The organism is Martelella radicis (genome assembly GCF_014196625.1).
Taxonomy (GTDB): Bacteria; Pseudomonadota; Alphaproteobacteria; order Rhizobiales; family Rhizobiaceae; genus Martelella; species Martelella radicis.
This window is the reverse complement of record NZ_JACIDZ010000009.1, coordinates 85,911-101,095: the sequence shown is the minus strand read 5'-3', so window position 1 is coordinate 101,095 and position 15,185 is coordinate 85,911. Positions and strand designations below refer to the sequence as shown.

At 62.6% G+C, this 15,185-nt stretch carries 12 protein-coding genes and 1 tRNA gene; 6 read left to right on the top strand and 7 right to left on the bottom strand.

Features of this window, described 5'->3' with window-relative positions; genetic code table 11:
- Window positions 1-511 precede the first annotated feature (511 nt).
- Window positions 512-1,882 carry an aspartate aminotransferase family protein gene (locus tag GGR30_RS13960; RefSeq protein ID WP_183487554.1) on the bottom strand — a complete coding sequence of 457 codons (1,371 nt, stop codon included), beginning with the start codon at window positions 1,880-1,882 and terminating at the stop codon, window positions 512-514.
- Between the two features lie 219 nt (window positions 1,883-2,101).
- On the opposite strand from GGR30_RS13960, the gene GGR30_RS13955 reads away from it, so the two are divergent.
- The 4 genes from GGR30_RS13955 to GGR30_RS13940 all read left to right on the top strand — a co-directional run bounded on the left by GGR30_RS13955 (window position 2,102) and on the right by GGR30_RS13940 (window position 6,818).
- Complete coding sequence (locus GGR30_RS13955; protein ID WP_183487306.1) at window positions 2,102-3,280, top strand: M24 family metallopeptidase; 1,179 nt, start codon at window positions 2,102-2,104, stop codon at window positions 3,278-3,280.
- Between the two features lie 8 nt (window positions 3,281-3,288).
- Window positions 3,289-4,446 carry an acetylornithine deacetylase gene (argE, locus tag GGR30_RS13950; protein WP_183487304.1) on the top strand — a complete coding sequence of 386 codons (1,158 nt, stop codon included), beginning with the start codon at window positions 3,289-3,291 and terminating at the stop codon, window positions 4,444-4,446.
- Window positions 4,443-5,111: a GntR family transcriptional regulator gene (locus GGR30_RS13945; RefSeq protein WP_183487302.1), complete on the top strand. Its 669-nt coding sequence runs from the start codon at window positions 4,443-4,445 to the stop codon at window positions 5,109-5,111. Before argE ends, GGR30_RS13945 begins: the two co-directional genes overlap by 4 nt.
- A 495-nt stretch (window positions 5,112-5,606) precedes the next feature.
- Window positions 5,607-6,818 (top strand): GTP-binding protein, encoded by a 1,212-nt coding sequence (locus GGR30_RS13940; protein ID WP_183487299.1) that lies wholly within the window; start codon window positions 5,607-5,609, stop codon window positions 6,816-6,818.
- A 9-nt stretch (window positions 6,819-6,827) separates the two neighbouring features.
- Here the strand turns inward: GGR30_RS13940 and dgcA are convergent, their stop codons facing one another.
- The 4 genes from dgcA to GGR30_RS13920 form a co-directional block, all read right to left on the bottom strand.
- On the bottom strand, window positions 6,828-7,814 hold the full coding sequence (gene dgcA, locus GGR30_RS13935) for an N-acetyl-D-Glu racemase DgcA (RefSeq protein WP_183487297.1): 987 nt from the start codon (window positions 7,812-7,814) through the stop codon (window positions 6,828-6,830).
- On the bottom strand, window positions 7,811-8,812 hold the full coding sequence (dgcN, locus tag GGR30_RS13930) for an N-acetyltransferase DgcN (RefSeq protein ID WP_183487295.1): 1,002 nt from the start codon (window positions 8,810-8,812) through the stop codon (window positions 7,811-7,813). The genes dgcA and dgcN overlap by 4 nt, the downstream gene beginning before the upstream one ends.
- 254 nt (window positions 8,813-9,066) lie before the next feature.
- Entirely contained in the window at window positions 9,067-10,500 is a 1,434-nt protein-coding gene (locus tag GGR30_RS13925) for a mannose-1-phosphate guanylyltransferase/mannose-6-phosphate isomerase (RefSeq protein ID WP_183487293.1), read from the bottom strand.
- 54 nt (window positions 10,501-10,554) lie between these two features.
- Window positions 10,555-11,973 (bottom strand): phosphomannomutase, encoded by a 1,419-nt coding sequence (locus tag GGR30_RS13920; protein ID WP_183487291.1) that lies wholly within the window; start codon window positions 11,971-11,973, stop codon window positions 10,555-10,557.
- Window positions 11,974-12,339: 366 nt separating this feature from the next.
- Here GGR30_RS13920 and GGR30_RS13915 point away from each other — a divergent pair.
- Window positions 12,340-12,416 (top strand) — tRNA-Pro (locus GGR30_RS13915).
- 117 nt (window positions 12,417-12,533) lie between these two features.
- Here GGR30_RS13915 and GGR30_RS13910 read toward each other — a convergent pair.
- Entirely contained in the window at window positions 12,534-13,229 is a 696-nt protein-coding gene (locus GGR30_RS13910; RefSeq protein WP_183487552.1) for a ribonuclease HII, read from the bottom strand.
- A 161-nt stretch (window positions 13,230-13,390) separates the two neighbouring features.
- Window positions 13,391-14,518 (bottom strand): PA0069 family radical SAM protein, encoded by a 1,128-nt coding sequence (locus tag GGR30_RS13905; protein ID WP_183487289.1) that lies wholly within the window; start codon window positions 14,516-14,518, stop codon window positions 13,391-13,393.
- Between the two features lie 147 nt (window positions 14,519-14,665).
- Here GGR30_RS13905 and GGR30_RS13900 point away from each other — a divergent pair, with 147 nt between their 5' ends.
- The gene (locus tag GGR30_RS13900) at window positions 14,666-15,184 is read left to right on the top strand and encodes a glycosyltransferase family protein (protein ID WP_183487287.1); all 519 of its coding nucleotides are present in this window, start codon (window positions 14,666-14,668) and stop codon (window positions 15,182-15,184) included.
- Window position 15,185: the final 1 nt, after the last annotated feature.

The following is a 15,185-nucleotide window of genomic DNA, read 5'->3' as shown; positions in this document are numbered from 1 at the left end:
CTTTTCCGTCCGTCTGAGGGCCATCATAGGCGAGGTTCTTACCAGCCGCCTTAACAAGCAGGGTTAAGAAAATCCAACCCGGATGAATGGTTATCAAAATCCGATCCATGAGGGTTGAGAGAGCGTGAACGCGTGAGTGAGGATGCGTTAACCTCGGGGACACCGGCTTCTCTGCCGTTGTCGCAGAGATCGGGCCAGCCGGTCTGTTCCGGCGTATCTTCGGGCAAGAGCAGCGCTCTCAGGCGATCGCTCCCGCCCCCCAACAATCTCCCCCCTTGAGGGGGAGATGTCGCGAACGTGACAGAGGGGGGTAATGAACCTGGCCTCTTGCACCGTGTTCAGTTGCGGGCACTTCACCCCCTCTGCCCCTGTCGGGGCATCTCCCCCTCAAGGGGGAGATCGGTTCCCTGCCCGATGTTCGTCTGCCCTACTTCGACTGACTGTGTCCCTGGTTTCGCTTTTGCCGGGCTTTTGCCGATCTCAATAACTGCCAGAACGACAGGCCTTTCCCTCAGCCGAGAACCGTCGTCACCGCCTTCTTCGTTGCGGCAACGATCTGGTCGGCTTCCTCGCGCGTCAGGCAGAGCGGCGGGGCGTAACCCAGAATGTCGCCTTCCGGCATGGCGCGGGCAATCACGCCTTCCGACAGGAGCGCGGCGGCGAGCTTGTAGCCGATCTTTTCCTCCGGATCGAAGAAGGTGCGGCTTTCGCGATCCTTGACGAATTCGACGGCCAGCAGCATGCCCTCACCGCGCACATCGCCGACATGGACATGGTCGCCGAGCGCGTCCTTCATCGCGGCGCGGAAATAGGCGCCGGTCTCGCCGGCGTTCTTGACGAGACCCAGTTCGTCGATCAGCTTCAGATTGGCAACGCCGGCGGCCGCCCCGATCGGGTGGGCGGAGTAGGTCCAGCCATGGCCGATCGGACCGTTTTCGTCCGTGCCCTGTTCCAGAACCTTCCACATCTTCTCCGAGACGATGGAGCCGGACAGCGGCGCATAGGCGGAGGTCAACCCCTTGGCGATGGTGATCAGGTCGGGCTTCAGGCCGAAATGCGCCGAGCCGAACATGGTGCCGAGACGGCCGAAGCCGGTGACGACCTCATCGGCGATCAGCAGGATGTCGTGCTTTTCCAGAACGGCGGAAATCGCTTCCCAATAGCCTTCGGGCGGGGGCACGAGACCGCCCGTCCCCAGAACCGGCTCGCCGATGAAGGCGGCGATCGTATCGGCGCCCTCACGCTCGATCCGGTGTTCGAGTTCGGCCACGCAATAGGCGACGAAATCGGACTCGCTCATGGCGAGATCCTTGCGGCGGTAATAATAGGGCGCTTCCGTGTGGAACACGCGTTCCAGCGGCAGATCGAATTTCCGCTGGAAGCCGGGAAGGCCGGTCAGCGAGCCGGTCATCAGCCCCGAGCCGTGATAGCCGCGCCAGCGGGAAATGATCTTCTTCTTCTCCGGACGGCCGAGGATGTTGTTGTAGTACCAGACGAGCTTGATATTGGTCTCGTTGGCATCCGATCCCGACAGGCCGAAATAGACCTTGGACATGTGCTCCGGCGCGCGGTCGATCACCATCTTGGCCAGATTGATCGCCGCTTCCGTGCCGTGGCCGGCATAGGCATGGTAATAGGCAAGCTCTTTCGCCTGCTCGGCGATCGCCTCGATGATGCTTTCCTGCCCATAGCCGACATTGACGCAGTAAAGCCCGCCGAAGGCGTCCAGAAGCTTCTTCCCGTCGCGGTCCTCGATGAACACGCCCTTGCCCGTCTTGACGATGCGGCTGGCGCTTTCGCCGCGCGCATGCTGGGCAAGATGGGTCGAGGGATGAAAGAAATTCTCGCGGTCGAAACGGTCGAGCTGGTCGTTTGTGAGCATCATTATCCTCGCGGTGCGGGTGTTTGAAGAACTGCATCGTCCGGGTGTTTTTGACGTTTGAAACCTATTGCACCGGACACGGAAAACGTGTTGTATACAACACGGCGACAAGGCATGAAAGTCAACCCGGAAGCGGGTTTAAATTTGTCGATTTTCGTTTCTTTTTACGCTTATTTCCGATCTCCTGCGTCTGTTGTGCACAAATAATATGAGGGAACCATGCCAGCGCTGCCTTTTTCCAGATCCGAATATGACCGCCGCCTGGCGCTGACCCGCAAGGCCATGGACGCCGCGGGGCTCGATGTGCTGGTCGTCACAGCCCCTGCCGGCATGAACTGGCTGACCGGCTATGACGGCTGGTCCTTTTATGTCGACCAGGCCGTTCTTGTGACCCCCACAGGCATGCCGTTCTGGTGGGGCAGGCTGATGGATGCCAACGGCGCGCGCCGCACCTCCTATATCGATGAGGACCACATCATCTACTACGCCGATCGTTATGTGCAGGCCGCCGACTGCCACCCGATGGATGACCTTGCCGACAAGATCCGGGAACTCGGCCATGGCGGAAACCGCATCGGCGTGGAGATGACCGCCTATTACTATTCCGCGGCCGGTCACAAGGCGCTCGTCGCCGGTCTCCCCGACGCGACGATCATTGACGCTTCCGGCCTTGTCGACTGGCAGCGCGTGGTCAAGTCGGACGAGGAGATCGCCTTCATGCGCAAGGCGGCGAAGATTTCCGACAAGGTGATGTCGCATGCGATGGAGATCGCCGAGCCGGGCATGAAGAAGAACCGTTTCGTCGGCGAACTGATGAAGGCGGCGATCGACGGCGTTGATGACGCCTGGGGCGACTACCCCGCCATCATGCCGCTCCTGCCATCGGGCGCCGATGCATCGGCCCCGCACCTTACCTGGAACAGCGATGAATTCCGCATGGGCGAGGCAACCTTCATCGAGCAGGCTGGCTGCTATCGCCGTTACCATGCGCCGCTGTCGCGCACCGTCTTCTTCGGCACGCCGCCGGACCACATGAAGCGGGCCGCCGATGCCGCCGTTGCCGGGCTCAACGCCGGCATCGAGGCAGCGAAGGCCGGAAACCGCGCCGGCGATATCGCCGCCGCCATGGAACGGGAACTCTGGAAGGTCGGCATCGAGCGGCCGAACCGCTGCGGCTATGCCACCGGCCTTGCCTATCCGCCGGACTGGGGCGAGCACACGGTCTCCATCCGCACCAGCGACGACACGCTTCTGAAGCCGGGCATGACGCTGCATTTCATGCCCGGCCTGTGGATGGACGACTGGGGGCTGGAAATCACCGAGACCATCCTGATCAAGGAGAACGGCCCGGCTGAGGCGCTCTGCAATATCGAACGCAAGCTGTTCGTGAAAGGCTGAGGGTCCAAATGTCCGAACTTGCCGCCTGCCGCGACATTCTGGCCGATCTCATCGCCTTCCCCTCGGTCTCGTCGACAAGCAACCTGCCGGTGATCGCCTATATCGCCGACAGGTTGGCCGATGTCGGCGCGCGGGTGGAGATCTTCACCGACGAGACGGGCACCAAGGCCAATCTCTTCGCCTCGCTCGGGCCGGACGTTGCAGGCGGCCTGATGCTCTCCGGTCACACCGATGTCGTGCCGGTCGATGAACATATGTGGATGAGCGACCCGTTTGAACTGGCCGAACGCGACGGTCGGTTCTACGGGCGCGGCACCTGCGACATGAAAGGCTTCATCGCCTGCTGCCTTGCCCGGCGCGAACAGCTTGCGGCGGTCGCGGAAAAGCGCCCGATCCACTTCGCCTTCACCCATGACGAGGAGGTCGGCTGCATCGGCGCGAAAAACCTGGTCGAACATCTGAAGGACCGCGACATCCGCCCGGGTCTTGCCATCGTCGGCGAGCCGACGCTGATGCGAGTGATCGAGGGCCACAAGGGGTGCTGCGAATATACCGTGACCTTTACAGGCCGCTCCGGCCACTCCTCCGCGCCGGATGCCGGGGTCAACGCCGTGGAATATGCCGCGCGCTACATCTCCCGCCTGCTGGAACTGCGCGACGGGCTGATCGCCCGCGCGCCCGTCGGCTCGCGCTACGAACCGCCCTATGCCACGCTCAATGTCGGCGGGCTGGAGGGCGGCATGTCGCACAACGTGATTGCCCCGCGCGCGGTGCTGAAATGGGAAACGCGACCGGTGGTGGCCGAGGACCTTGGCTATGTGAAGCAGGAGATCGCCGAATACTGCCGCACGAAACTCCTGCCCGAGATGCGCCGCCACACGCCGGAAGCGGGAATAGAGACGGAGGTAATCGGCGAGGCGGCCGCGCTCTTTCCCAAAGACGCCAACAGCGCCCGCGATCTCGCCTTTGCGCTCACCGGCGAGAACCGGGCGGACGTCGTGCCCTTCGGCACGGAAGCCGGCTTCTTTCAGGAGATCGGCATGGACGTCGTGGTCTGCGGGCCGGGCTCGATCGATCAGGCGCACAAGCCGGATGAGTTCATCAGCGCCGAGCAGCTTTCGCAATGCCTTGCCATGCTCGACCGCCTCGCGGAGCGCTGGGCATGAGCGAGGAGGACGTCATCGAGGCGCCGACCGGTCGCGACCGGCTGGAGCAGATCCACGACATCATCCGCGAGCGCATCTGCATGCTCGACTATCCGCCCGGCGAGAAGCTGTCTGAGACGGCGCTGGCGGAAGAATTCGGCATGTCGCGCACGCCGCTCCGGCGCGTACTGGCGCGGCTCGAAGATGAAGGCCTGCTGCAGTCGGTCCACGGCGTCGGCACCATCGTCACCGATGTCGACCTCGATGAACTGGCACAGGTCTACCGCCTGCGCATGGAACTGATCGTGCTGACGACGAGCCTTGATCCGGCGGAGCTGACGCTGGACCTGATCGACGCCTTCAGGGTGATGCATGCCCGCGCCGAGGCGCTGCGGCGCAATCCGTCACCCCGTGACTTTGCCGTGCTCGACCGCGACATGCTGCTGCAATTGCTTGAGCTGACGGAGAATATGGCGCTGAGGGAAGCAAGCGAACGGCTCTATTTCCGCACTGCCCGCATCTGGCTGCAGGCGATCACCGCCTCCGATATCGACCTTGAAAACGAGGCCGAGATCTACTGCCGCGAAACCGCCGATATCCTGACCGCGCTCGAAAGCGGCAACCGCGACGCCGTCGGCCACATGCGCCGCGCCCATATCTCGATGAGTTTTCAGCGGATGCGATGAGCCGGCGCGACCGAACGCCTCCGCCGCCTGTCCGCGTTTAGCGGGAATCGCCTGCCATGGCTCGCTGAAAAATCCTCGCCCTTATTCTGCAGCATCCCCACTCTCGACCGCAGGGCGACCGTATATGGCCTCGCGGCTTGTTCCCAATACTCTCTCCCGCCTGCGGGAGGGATGCCGCGACAGGGGCAGTGAGGATGATGCGGCATTGCCAAACGTGAGAGCGTCCGAGTGGATAGACTCCCCCCTCACTGTCGCTGTCGCGACATCTCTCCCCTCCGGGGCGAGAAGATTTGGGGGCTATGCGGTAACGCCTCGGATTCGACCGAAGGATCCACAACGAGGTCCGAACCACACCTGGAAGGTCTGTCTCATTCTGTCCTGCCGCCACGAGTTGACGCCAGTCAGGCTTTTGGTTACTACGTTACGTTATAACATTTATCAGCCGAACGACGACTGTCCGATTGGCATTCTCGCGCACCGCAAGGACTTTGACCCATGCTCCAAACCAATGACACCCGTCTTCCCGTCACCGTGCTTTCGGGCTTTCTCGGCGCCGGCAAGACGACTCTTCTCAACCATATTCTCAACAATCGCGAAGGACGGCGGGTCGCGGTGATCGTCAACGACATGAGCGAGGTGAACATCGACGCCGATCTCGTGCGCGAGGGTGGCGCCGATCTGTCGCGGACCGAGGAAACCATGGTCGAGATGACGAATGGGTGCATCTGCTGCACGTTGCGAGACGATCTTCTGACGGAAGTGCGCCGGCTTTCTGAGGAAAGACGCTTCGACTATCTCCTCATCGAAGGAACCGGCATCGCCGAACCGCTGCCGGTGGCTGCGACCTTTTCATGGCGCGACGAGCGCGGCGAGAGCCTTTCCGACCTCGCCCGGCTCGATACCATGGTGACGGTCGTCGATGCGGTGAACCTGCTCAGGGAGTATGGCGGCCATGAATTCCTGAAGGATCGCGGCGAGGTGGCGGGCAATGGCGATGAACGCACGCTGGTCGATCTTCATGTCGAGCAGATCGAATTCGCCGATGTCGTCGTCGTCAACAAGGTTTCCGACGTGACGCCCGAGGAGCGTGAAAACGTCGTCAAGGTCGTCCGCGCACTCAATGCCGACGCGAAGATCATCGAAACCGATTTCAGCCGTGTCGATCTTGACGCGTTGCTCGATACCGGCCTTTTCAGCGAGGACAAGGCGAGCCAGCATCCGCTCTGGGCCAAGGAACTCTACGGCTTTGCCGACCATGTGCCGGAGACCGAGGAATACGGCATTTCGAGCTTCGTCTACCGGGCGCGCGCGCCATTCGATCCACTGAAATTCGATGCTTTCACGCGGATGAACTACCCTGGTCTGATCCGCGCCAAGGGTCATTTCTGGCTGGCGACGCGGCCGGATTTCGCCGGCGAATTCTCGCTTGCCGGCGCGATCGTGCGCTCTGGCCCGCTGGGGCGCTGGTGGGCCGCCGTGCCGAGAAACCGCTGGCCGAATGCGCCGGAGCTACGGCAGATGATCGATGATTGCTGGGACGAAACCTATGGCGACCGGCGTCAGGAAATCGTCTTCATCGGCGCGGGGATGGACCAGGCGGCGATCCGAAAGGCGCTTGACGATTGCCTGATCGAAGCGGGCCCTGTCTTCAACGACCGCGATTTCGAAGGCCTCACCGATCCGTTTCCCTCCTGGACGCGAAGTTGAGGCAGGGGCCTACCCCCACAGCGCCGGATCGGCCGGGTGCATGACCGAGCCTTCGAAGGCGATCGCATTGTCGCGGTCCTTTGCCAGAAGAAGCGGGCCGTCGAGATCGACGAAGGGGGCGCCTTCCGCGACCAGCATGGCGGGCGCCATGGCGAGCGAGGTGCCGAGCATGCAGCCGGTCATGATCTGAAAGCCGGCCGCCATCGCTTCCTTCTTCAACAGGAGCGCCTCCGTCAGCCCGCCGGTCTTGTCGATCTTGATGTTGATGGCGTCATACTTGCCCTTGAGGCTTTCAAGCGAGGGGCGCGCATGGCAGCTTTCATCGGCGCAGACCGGCAGCGGACGGTCGATCTCGGCGAGGGCCGCGTCATCGCCAGCCGGCAGCGGCTGTTCCACCAGCGCCACGCCGAGGCGTACAAGCTCGGGCGCAAGCTTCTGATAGGCCTCCACCGTCCAGCCTTCATTGGCATCGACGATGATCGTTGCGTCCGGCGCGCCGGCGCGCACCGCCTCGATGCGGCCGCGGTCGTCATCCGTTCCGAGCTTGACCTTGAGCAGAGGACGATGGGCGTTCCTGGCCGCCTGCGCCTGCATCGTCTCCGGCGTTCCGAGCGAGATCGTGTAGGCGGTGACGAGCGGTCCGGGCTTTGAAAGCCCTGCAAGCTGCCAGACCGGCTTGCCGGCGCGCTTGGCCTCGAGATCCCAGAAGGCGCAGTCGAGCGCGTTGCGCGCCGCGCCGGGCTTCATCCGCTGCTGCAGCGCGATCCTGTCGAGCCCGCCGGCAATCTCGCCCTCAAGCGCCAGAATATCGGCGATCACGCCATCGACCGTTTCGCCATAGCGGGCATAGGGCACGGATTCGCCGCGCCCGCTATGTTCGCCATCCGAAAGCGTGACGGTGACGACGCGGATTTCCGTGCGCGAGCCGCGCGAGATGGTGAAGCTGCCGGCGACGGGAAAGACGTCTTCGCGCGCGGTGACCGTAATGCCGGTCATAGCGCGGCAAGCGCGTCTGCGAGCCGCTCCGCCCCGTGGCGGAAGGGGTCGACCGTCGGCAGGCCCATGCGCGCCTCGGTCTCACGGCAATAGGCGAGCGCTTCCTCATCCGACATGGCCGAAGTGTTGACGGAAATGCCGACAACCTTGCAATCCGGATTGACGATGCGGGCGACCTGCAGGGCGAGGTCCTGCAGCGTCTCGAGGCTCGGCAGCTGGTAGTCGGGCAGGCCGCGCATATGCGGACGGTTGGGCTCATGGCAGAGCACCAGCGCATCCGGCTGGCCGCCATGGACGAGCGCCATGGTAACGCCGGAATAGGACGCGTGGAACAGGCTGCCCTGCCCTTCGATCAGGTCCCAGTGGTCGGCGTCATTGTCCGGCGTCAGATATTCGACCGATCCGGCCATGAAATCGGCGATCACCGCATCGAGCGGCACGCCTTCGCCGGTGATCAGGATGCCGGTCTGGCCGGTGGCGCGGAATGTGGCCTTCAGGCCCTTTTCCCGCATCGCCTTTTCAACGCAGAGCGCGGTGTACATCTTGCCGACGGAGCAATCCGTGCCGACGGCGAGCATGCGCTTGCCGGTGCGCTTCTTGCCGTTTGCGATCGGATATTGCACGGCGGGAATGCGGACGTCATGCAGCGTGCGGCCAAGTTCCTTCGCCTTTGCGGCAAGGTCTGGCTCGTTGCGCAGCAGGTTGTGCAGTCCGGAGGCTAGGTCGAGGCCGGCTTCGAGCGCTTCGATCAGCACCGCCTTCCAGGCCGGCGAGATCACTCCGCCGCGATTGGCAACGCCGATAACCAGCGTCTTCACGCCCTTTTCCACCGCCTCGGCAATGGTGAGGTCCGGCAGCTTCATGTCAGCCTTGCAACCCTCGAGACGGAGCTGGCCTATGGCATATTCCGGCCGCCAGTCCTTGATGCCCTGAGCGACCTTGGCGGCCAGCGCATCGGGCGCATCGCCGAGAAATAGAAGATAAGGGGTTTCAATCATCTTGCCCGTGCCCTTCGAAGCTGAATGGGAAGTGTTGCGCCCGGTTTGAGGCGTTGTGACGCAACGATATAGCGGGTCGGGCGGCATGGTCAAGAGCGCCCGCGACAACGTTGCGTCACATGCCTTCTTAGACATTTATATTTGCGCGGATGGATTTTATCATGGACGATTTCTCGACATTCATCCGTTCTGACGCAAGAAAGCCCGCCCCAACATCAGCCGGAGCGGGCCCTGTATCTTCTTTGCCGGACGGATCAGCCGCGACCGAAATCGTCGACGATACGGATGATGTCGTCCTCGCCGAGATAGGAACCGGTCTGGACCTCGATCAGTTCCAGCGTGATCTTGCCGGGGTTGGAAAGCCGGTGCACGGCGCCGAGCGGGATATAGACCGACTGGTTTTCCGTCAGCATCCTCACATCCTCGTCGACCGTCACCTCGGCCGTGCCCTTGACCACGATCCAGTGTTCGGCGCGGTGGTGGTGCTTCTGCAAGGACAGCTTCTTGCCGGGCTTGACGAAGATGCGCTTGGCCTGGAAACGCTCACCCTTGATGATCGAGGTATAGCCGCCCCACGGACGATAGGAAGTCGGATGCTCCTCGGCAAGCGCCTTGGTTTCCTTCTGCGCCTTAAGCATTTTTACGATATTGCCGACATTCTGGCTGTCGGAAAGCTTGCCGACATAAACGGCGTCTTCCGAGGCGATCACGGCCATGCCGTCAAGGCCCTGCATGGCGACATGCAGGTCGCGCGAGATGACCAGCGAATTCGTCGTGTCGACCAGCGTCGCGTCGGCGGCGATCACGTTGCCGTCGGCGTCCTGGTCGCCATCCTTCCAGACCGCATCCCACGAGCCGAGATCGGACCAGGAGAAGGCCGAAGGGACCACGGCGGCGGCATCGGTCTTTTCCATCACCGCATAGTCGATGGAAATGTCCGGGCATTTTTCAAACGCGTCCTTGTCGAGCCGGATGAAGTCGAGTTCGAGGTCGCTTTCATCCTTCAGAACGGCCTGCTCGGCATATTGCATCACCTCCGGCGCATAGGCCTCAAGTTCACGCACCAGAACGGAGATCGGGAACATGAAGATGCCGGAGTTCCAGGTGTAGTTGCCTGCGGCCAGCATTTCCTCGGCCTTGGCCAGTTCCGGCTTTTCGATGAACCGGGCGACCTTGCGCGCGCCCGAGGGCAGCTCCTCGCCGGCCTCGATATAGCCATAGCCGGTGGCCGGTTCCGTCGGCTCGATGCCGAAGGTCACGAGCTTGCCGGATTTGGCGGCGGCAAAGGCCGTGTCGATGCAGGCGAAATAGTCCGGTCCGGCCTCGATCTCATGGTCGGAGGCGAACACCTGCATGATCGCATCCTCGCCGAAATTGGCGCGCACCAGCGCGGCGGCGGCGGCCACGGCGGGCGCCGTATTGCGCGCGATCGGCTCCAGGATGATGCCCGTCAGTTCCATGTCGATCTCGCGCGCCTGCTCGGCTGCGAGAAAGCGGAAATCCTCGTTCGTCAGGATGATCGGCGCCTCGTAGCGATCACTGTCGGAGACCCGCTCCAGCGTCTTCTGGTAAAGCGTCTTCGGCCCGAGGAACCGGATGAACTGCTTCGGCGCGGTGGCGCGCGAAAGCGGCCAGAGCCGCGTGCCCTTGCCGCCGGCCATGATGACGGGAACGATCTTGCTGGTCATAGTCTTGTTGCTCCAATGATTTTTCTTCAAATGACTTGTGAAAATGGGATCAGGTCAGTCGGCCTTGAAACCCTCGATCAGGGAGAGGCCCTGCTTCAGCAGGTCACGCGCCGCTTCTGCCGTTTCCGCCTCGACATAGCAGCGCATTTCCGGCGCATTGCCCGAGGGACGGAAATGGATGATGCGTCCGTCATCAAGCGTCACCCGCAGACCGTCGATATCGCTCCGGCCTGCAACCGTACCGACCGGCTCGAGAAAGGCCGAGAGGTTCTCGTCGCGTTCGCGCAGGAAAGCCATGAGCGCTGCACTGCGCTCTTGCGCAAAATCCTTGATGCGATCGGCATCTGCGACCGGCAGGCTGTAGGCGCTCGCCAGTTTCGACATCGCCCGCTTGTCCTTGGCCGCGAGATAAAGCGCAGACAGGATCGGCAGGAAGCAGTCGCGCGTCGGCAGCGCCGCGATCGTGTCATCGGCCGGGCGGAAGGGCGAAGCGGTCAGCAGTCCGCCATTGGCCTCAAACCCCATGACTCCGTCATTGCCCTCGGACAGCGCTTCCATCATGCCGGCGATGACGAAGGGGGAGCCGACGCGGGTGCGCACGACTTCGAAGTCGCCGTTCTTCTCGATGCCGGAATTGGACGTTACCGGCGTGACCACGACTTTCGCCTTGAGAAAGTTCGCCGTCATCAACCCGACCAGGTCACCGCGAAGCGGCGTCCCGGTCTCGTCGGCGACGAGCGGGCGGTCGGCGTCGCCATCGGCGGAGACCAACGCGTCGAGGCCGTGCTCCTTCGCCCAGCCCTCAAGCAGGTCGACGGTATCTTGCGAAACGGCTTCGGTATCGACCGGAATGAAGTTTTCGGAAAAGCCGAGCGGCACGACATCGGCGCCGTAATGTTCGAGCACGGCGATGAACAGGTCGCGGGCGACGGTGGAATGCTGGTAAACACCGATCTTCATGCCCGAAAGCGCATCTTCGGGCAGAATGGATGTGCAGCGCGCGCCAAAAAGCGCGAGCGCCTCGCTCGCCATGTCCTCGCCTTCGGCATCGCCGGTACTGACGGTGCCCTTCAGCTTTTCCGCCCAGGCGGAAATCGCCTGCTCGTCGTCCTTGGTGATTTCGCCATCGGCGCGGTAGAACTTGATGCCGTTGCGATCGGCAGGAATATGCGAACCGGTGATCATGATCGACGCGGCATTGCGTTTCTGCCCGAAAAAGGCGAGCGCCGGGGTTGGCAGAGCGCCGCAGTCAACCGGCGTAAAACCCGAGGCGGCAATCGCTCCCATGCAGCTCGCCGCTATGGCGGGACTTGATTCGCGATAGTCCTGGCCCACAAGAATGGGAGCGCCCTTTTCCGCCTGCCCCGTATCCAGCAGATGGCGGCAAAATGCCGCAGAATAGAGGGAGGATGGTTCACCCAGGAGATCCACCGAGAGTCCGCGCAGCCCGCTGGTTCCGAATTTCACACTCATTGATACAATCTATCCCTTTTTTGGCGCAATTTGCGGCCAGAACAAAACGGCCGACACATTTCAAAAATCCTGCAAGCCGGGCGGAACGCAAATAAGCGCAAGCGCGACGGCATGACGAATGCACTAAAACAAAATTGTCGCCCGCAAGATACTATGACCCATTACCAACGCGCAACGCGCTGCATGGTTCCATCTGGAATAAAGTTCGCGTTTTCCTTCTGGAACCGGGCCGATCCCGAGAGTTCGGCAGGCGCCTTCGGCTGGCCCTTGCGCAGGCTAACGGAGGCTTGTGACAAAACCATCAAAAAAGTTTCGACAGGCGCTTGCCGAACACGGCATGCTGTTTTATAGAGCAGCCGCTGGTCACGGAGTGTAGCGCAGCCTGGTAGCGCACCTCGTTCGGGACGAGGGGGTCGCAAGTTCGAATCTTGCCACTCCGACCATCCAATTTCCCGATCATTTCCCGTTTTTCTCTGTGACCTCAGGTGTTTTGGAACGCGGTTTCTGCGATCCTCTCACGCCATACCACATTGCCTCGGGTCGCCGCGCCGGATCAGACCTCAGCCGTCGACGATATCCCGTGCCGCCTCGCCGGCAATCCGCCCATAATCGCGTATCGGCCGGAAACTCCTGCGATGCAGGGGACACGGCCCAGCTTCCGTGATCGCCGTCAGGTGCCGCGCCGTTCCGTAGCCGGCATGCACGTCGAAACCATAATCCGGGTAGAAAACGCCAGCGGCCGTCATCATCCGGTCGCGGGTTACCTTGGCGATGATCGAAGCGGCGGCGATCGAAAGCGACCGCCCGTCTCCCTTGATGACCGCCTCTGCGCCGCAGGCAATGCCCGGCGGACGATCGCGGCCGTCGGCGAGCACGAGGGCAGGCGGGCGCGAAAGGCCGCAGACCGCGCGCCGCATCGCATCCAGGCTTGCGGCAAGGATGTTGATCCGGTCGATCAGCGCCGGTCCGCTGGAAGCGATGGAGACGATGGCATCGGCCATGATCTTCTCGAACAGGTCCTCGCGCCTCTTTGCGCTAAGCTTCTTTGAATCGTTCAGCCCGTCGGGGATACGGTGGGGATCAAGGATCACGGCCGCGGCGACCACGGGTCCCGCAAGCGGACCGCGCCCGGCCTCGTCACACCCGGCGACCGGCCAGAGCCCCCTGGCTTTCGCACTTTGTTCAAGCGCGAAATCGGGGCCGGCAGGCGGCAGGTCGAAAAGGGCAGGAGAATCGGCTGGATCATGCAACGACATAAAGCCATTTGACACGACCCGCCGATCTCCCGCAAGTCTCCTTCCGGGAAGCCCGGTTGCGGCGGCTAAGGAGACTTCTTCGGCCTCAGCCCAGGGAAGGCCGGCCGGAAAGGCGCGCGAACGGACGGAAAAGACCGGCCGCTCGCGCTATGAGCTCGCAATCAGAACAGATTGAGCTGTGTGCCAGCCCCGTCGGGCGGCTGGAAAAGGTCCTCCCTGAGCGCACTGCCCCGCCGGGCCAGGCCGAGCCGCTTGGCGGCAAGCTCGAAACGCCTTGCGATCTGCCAGGCATAGGGACCGCTGCCCTTCATCCGCTTGCCGAATTCGGCGTCATAATCCTTGCCGCCGCGCATCGAGCGGATGAGGCTCATGACATGGCGGTAGCGCTCGGGATGGTGCTCCAGCAGCCAGTCCTTGAAGAGCGGCGCCACCTCCAGGGGCAGGCGCAGGAGGATATAGCTCGCCTCGCGCGCGCCGGCAGCCTTGCCGCTGTCGAGAATGCGTTCGATCTCGTGATCCGTCAGCGCGGGAATGACCGGCGCCACCGAAATACCGACCGGGATTCCGTTTTCCGAAAGCGTACGGATGGTCTCGAGCCGGCGCGGCGGCGTTGCCGCGCGCGGCTCCATGGCGCGAGCGAGCTTGCGGTCAAGCGTCGTCACCGAAACCGCGACCTTGACGAGATGCTTTTCCGCCATGACCGACAGAATATCGAGATCGCGCAGCACGAGCGCCGATTTGGTGGTGATCGACACAGGATGGTTGGCCTCGGCCAGAACCTCCAGCACCTGCCTCATGATACGCCAGGTTCTCTCGACCGGCTGATAGGGATCGGTATTGGTGCCGATCGCGATCGTCTTGGCCCTGTAGCCGGGCTTTGCCAGTTCGCGGGCGAGCTGACGGGCCGCATCCGGCTTGGCAAACAGCTTCGTCTCGAAATCGAGCCCGGAGGAGAGCCCCATGAAGCCATGGCTCGGACGGGCGAAACAATAGATGCAGCCGTGCTCGCAGCCGCGATAGGGATTGATCGAACGTTCGAAGGGCACATCCGGCGAGGTGTTGCGGGTGATGATCGTCTTCGCCTTTTCCACCTGCACATCCGTTGCAAGTGCAGGCAGATCATCGTCAAGGTCCCAGCCATCATCGAAGCGTTCGCGCGAGACCGTCTCGAAGCGGCCATCGGGATTGGCGGTCGCGGCACGGCCCCGCCGCGTCTCGCGCGCAACCGGCTCGAGATGACGCTCCGGCACGGGACTGTCGGCAAAATCGGTAATGAAGGCATCATCCATGATCAGACCTCCTCGGCGGTTTCGGCCCTAAAGACATGGACCGGCGGCAACACATCAGCGCAAACTTATCGCAATCGCCAGAACAAAACAAGAACATATATGGTTCCCCTTTGCAACAAGCCCTTACTTTTGCAATAAGTACCCATCATGCTGAGCGTCGTAATCGAAACCAACAATCACGAGGCGGAACTCGCCCACACGCTTTCGACGCTGGTCGTCGGCGCGATCGAGGGGCTTGTCAGCGATGTCATCGTCCTCGACCACGGTTCGGGCGACGGAACGGAGCGCGTCGCCGAGGCGGCCGGATGCCGTTATCTGCGCGCCTGGGACCTGCCGGACGTGATGCGACAGGCGCGCGGCGACTGGATCCTCGTTCTGGAGCCCGGCGCACGCCCGCTATCCGGCTGGGTGGAGGCCATCTTCGAATATATGGCACTGGAGACGCGGCCGGCGCGGTTTTCCCGCTCGCGGCAGCACCGCCGGTCGTTGTGGCATGTGCTGTTCAAGCCACGCTGCCCGCTCGAAGTCGGCGTGCTTTTGCCCAAGCCGCTCGCCGTGGAAAAGGCGGAGGCCTGCGGCAAGTCGCCCCTGGCGCTCGCCCGCCGGCAGATGACGCGCAAGCTTTCCTGCGAGATCATTCCCGCCTGGGCCTCCGTCAGGGTCTGAA

What these genes read in the sequence shown, in the direction of transcription:
- GGR30_RS13960 (WP_183487554.1), bottom strand. Translation starts at nt 1,882, where the DNA reads ATGCTCACAAACGACCAGCTCGACCGTTTCGACCGCGAGAATTTCTTT.
- GGR30_RS13955 (WP_183487306.1), top strand. Translation starts at nt 2,102, where the DNA reads ATGCCAGCGCTGCCTTTTTCCAGATCCGAATATGACCGCCGCCTGGCG.
- argE (WP_183487304.1), top strand. Translation starts at nt 3,289, where the DNA reads ATGTCCGAACTTGCCGCCTGCCGCGACATTCTGGCCGATCTCATCGCC.
- GGR30_RS13945 (WP_183487302.1), top strand. Translation starts at nt 4,443, where the DNA reads ATGAGCGAGGAGGACGTCATCGAGGCGCCGACCGGTCGCGACCGGCTG.
- GGR30_RS13940 (WP_183487299.1), top strand. Translation starts at nt 5,607, where the DNA reads ATGCTCCAAACCAATGACACCCGTCTTCCCGTCACCGTGCTTTCGGGC.
- dgcA (WP_183487297.1), bottom strand. Translation starts at nt 7,814, where the DNA reads ATGACCGGCATTACGGTCACCGCGCGCGAAGACGTCTTTCCCGTCGCC.
- dgcN (WP_183487295.1), bottom strand. Translation starts at nt 8,812, where the DNA reads ATGATTGAAACCCCTTATCTTCTATTTCTCGGCGATGCGCCCGATGCG.
- GGR30_RS13925 (WP_183487293.1), bottom strand. Translation starts at nt 10,500, where the DNA reads ATGACCAGCAAGATCGTTCCCGTCATCATGGCCGGCGGCAAGGGCACG.
- GGR30_RS13920 (WP_183487291.1), bottom strand. Translation starts at nt 11,973, where the DNA reads ATGAGTGTGAAATTCGGAACCAGCGGGCTGCGCGGACTCTCGGTGGAT.
- GGR30_RS13910 (WP_183487552.1), bottom strand. Translation starts at nt 13,229, where the DNA reads ATGTCGTTGCATGATCCAGCCGATTCTCCTGCCCTTTTCGACCTGCCG.
- GGR30_RS13905 (WP_183487289.1), bottom strand. Translation starts at nt 14,518, where the DNA reads ATGGATGATGCCTTCATTACCGATTTTGCCGACAGTCCCGTGCCGGAG.
- GGR30_RS13900 (WP_183487287.1), top strand. Translation starts at nt 14,666, where the DNA reads ATGCTGAGCGTCGTAATCGAAACCAACAATCACGAGGCGGAACTCGCC.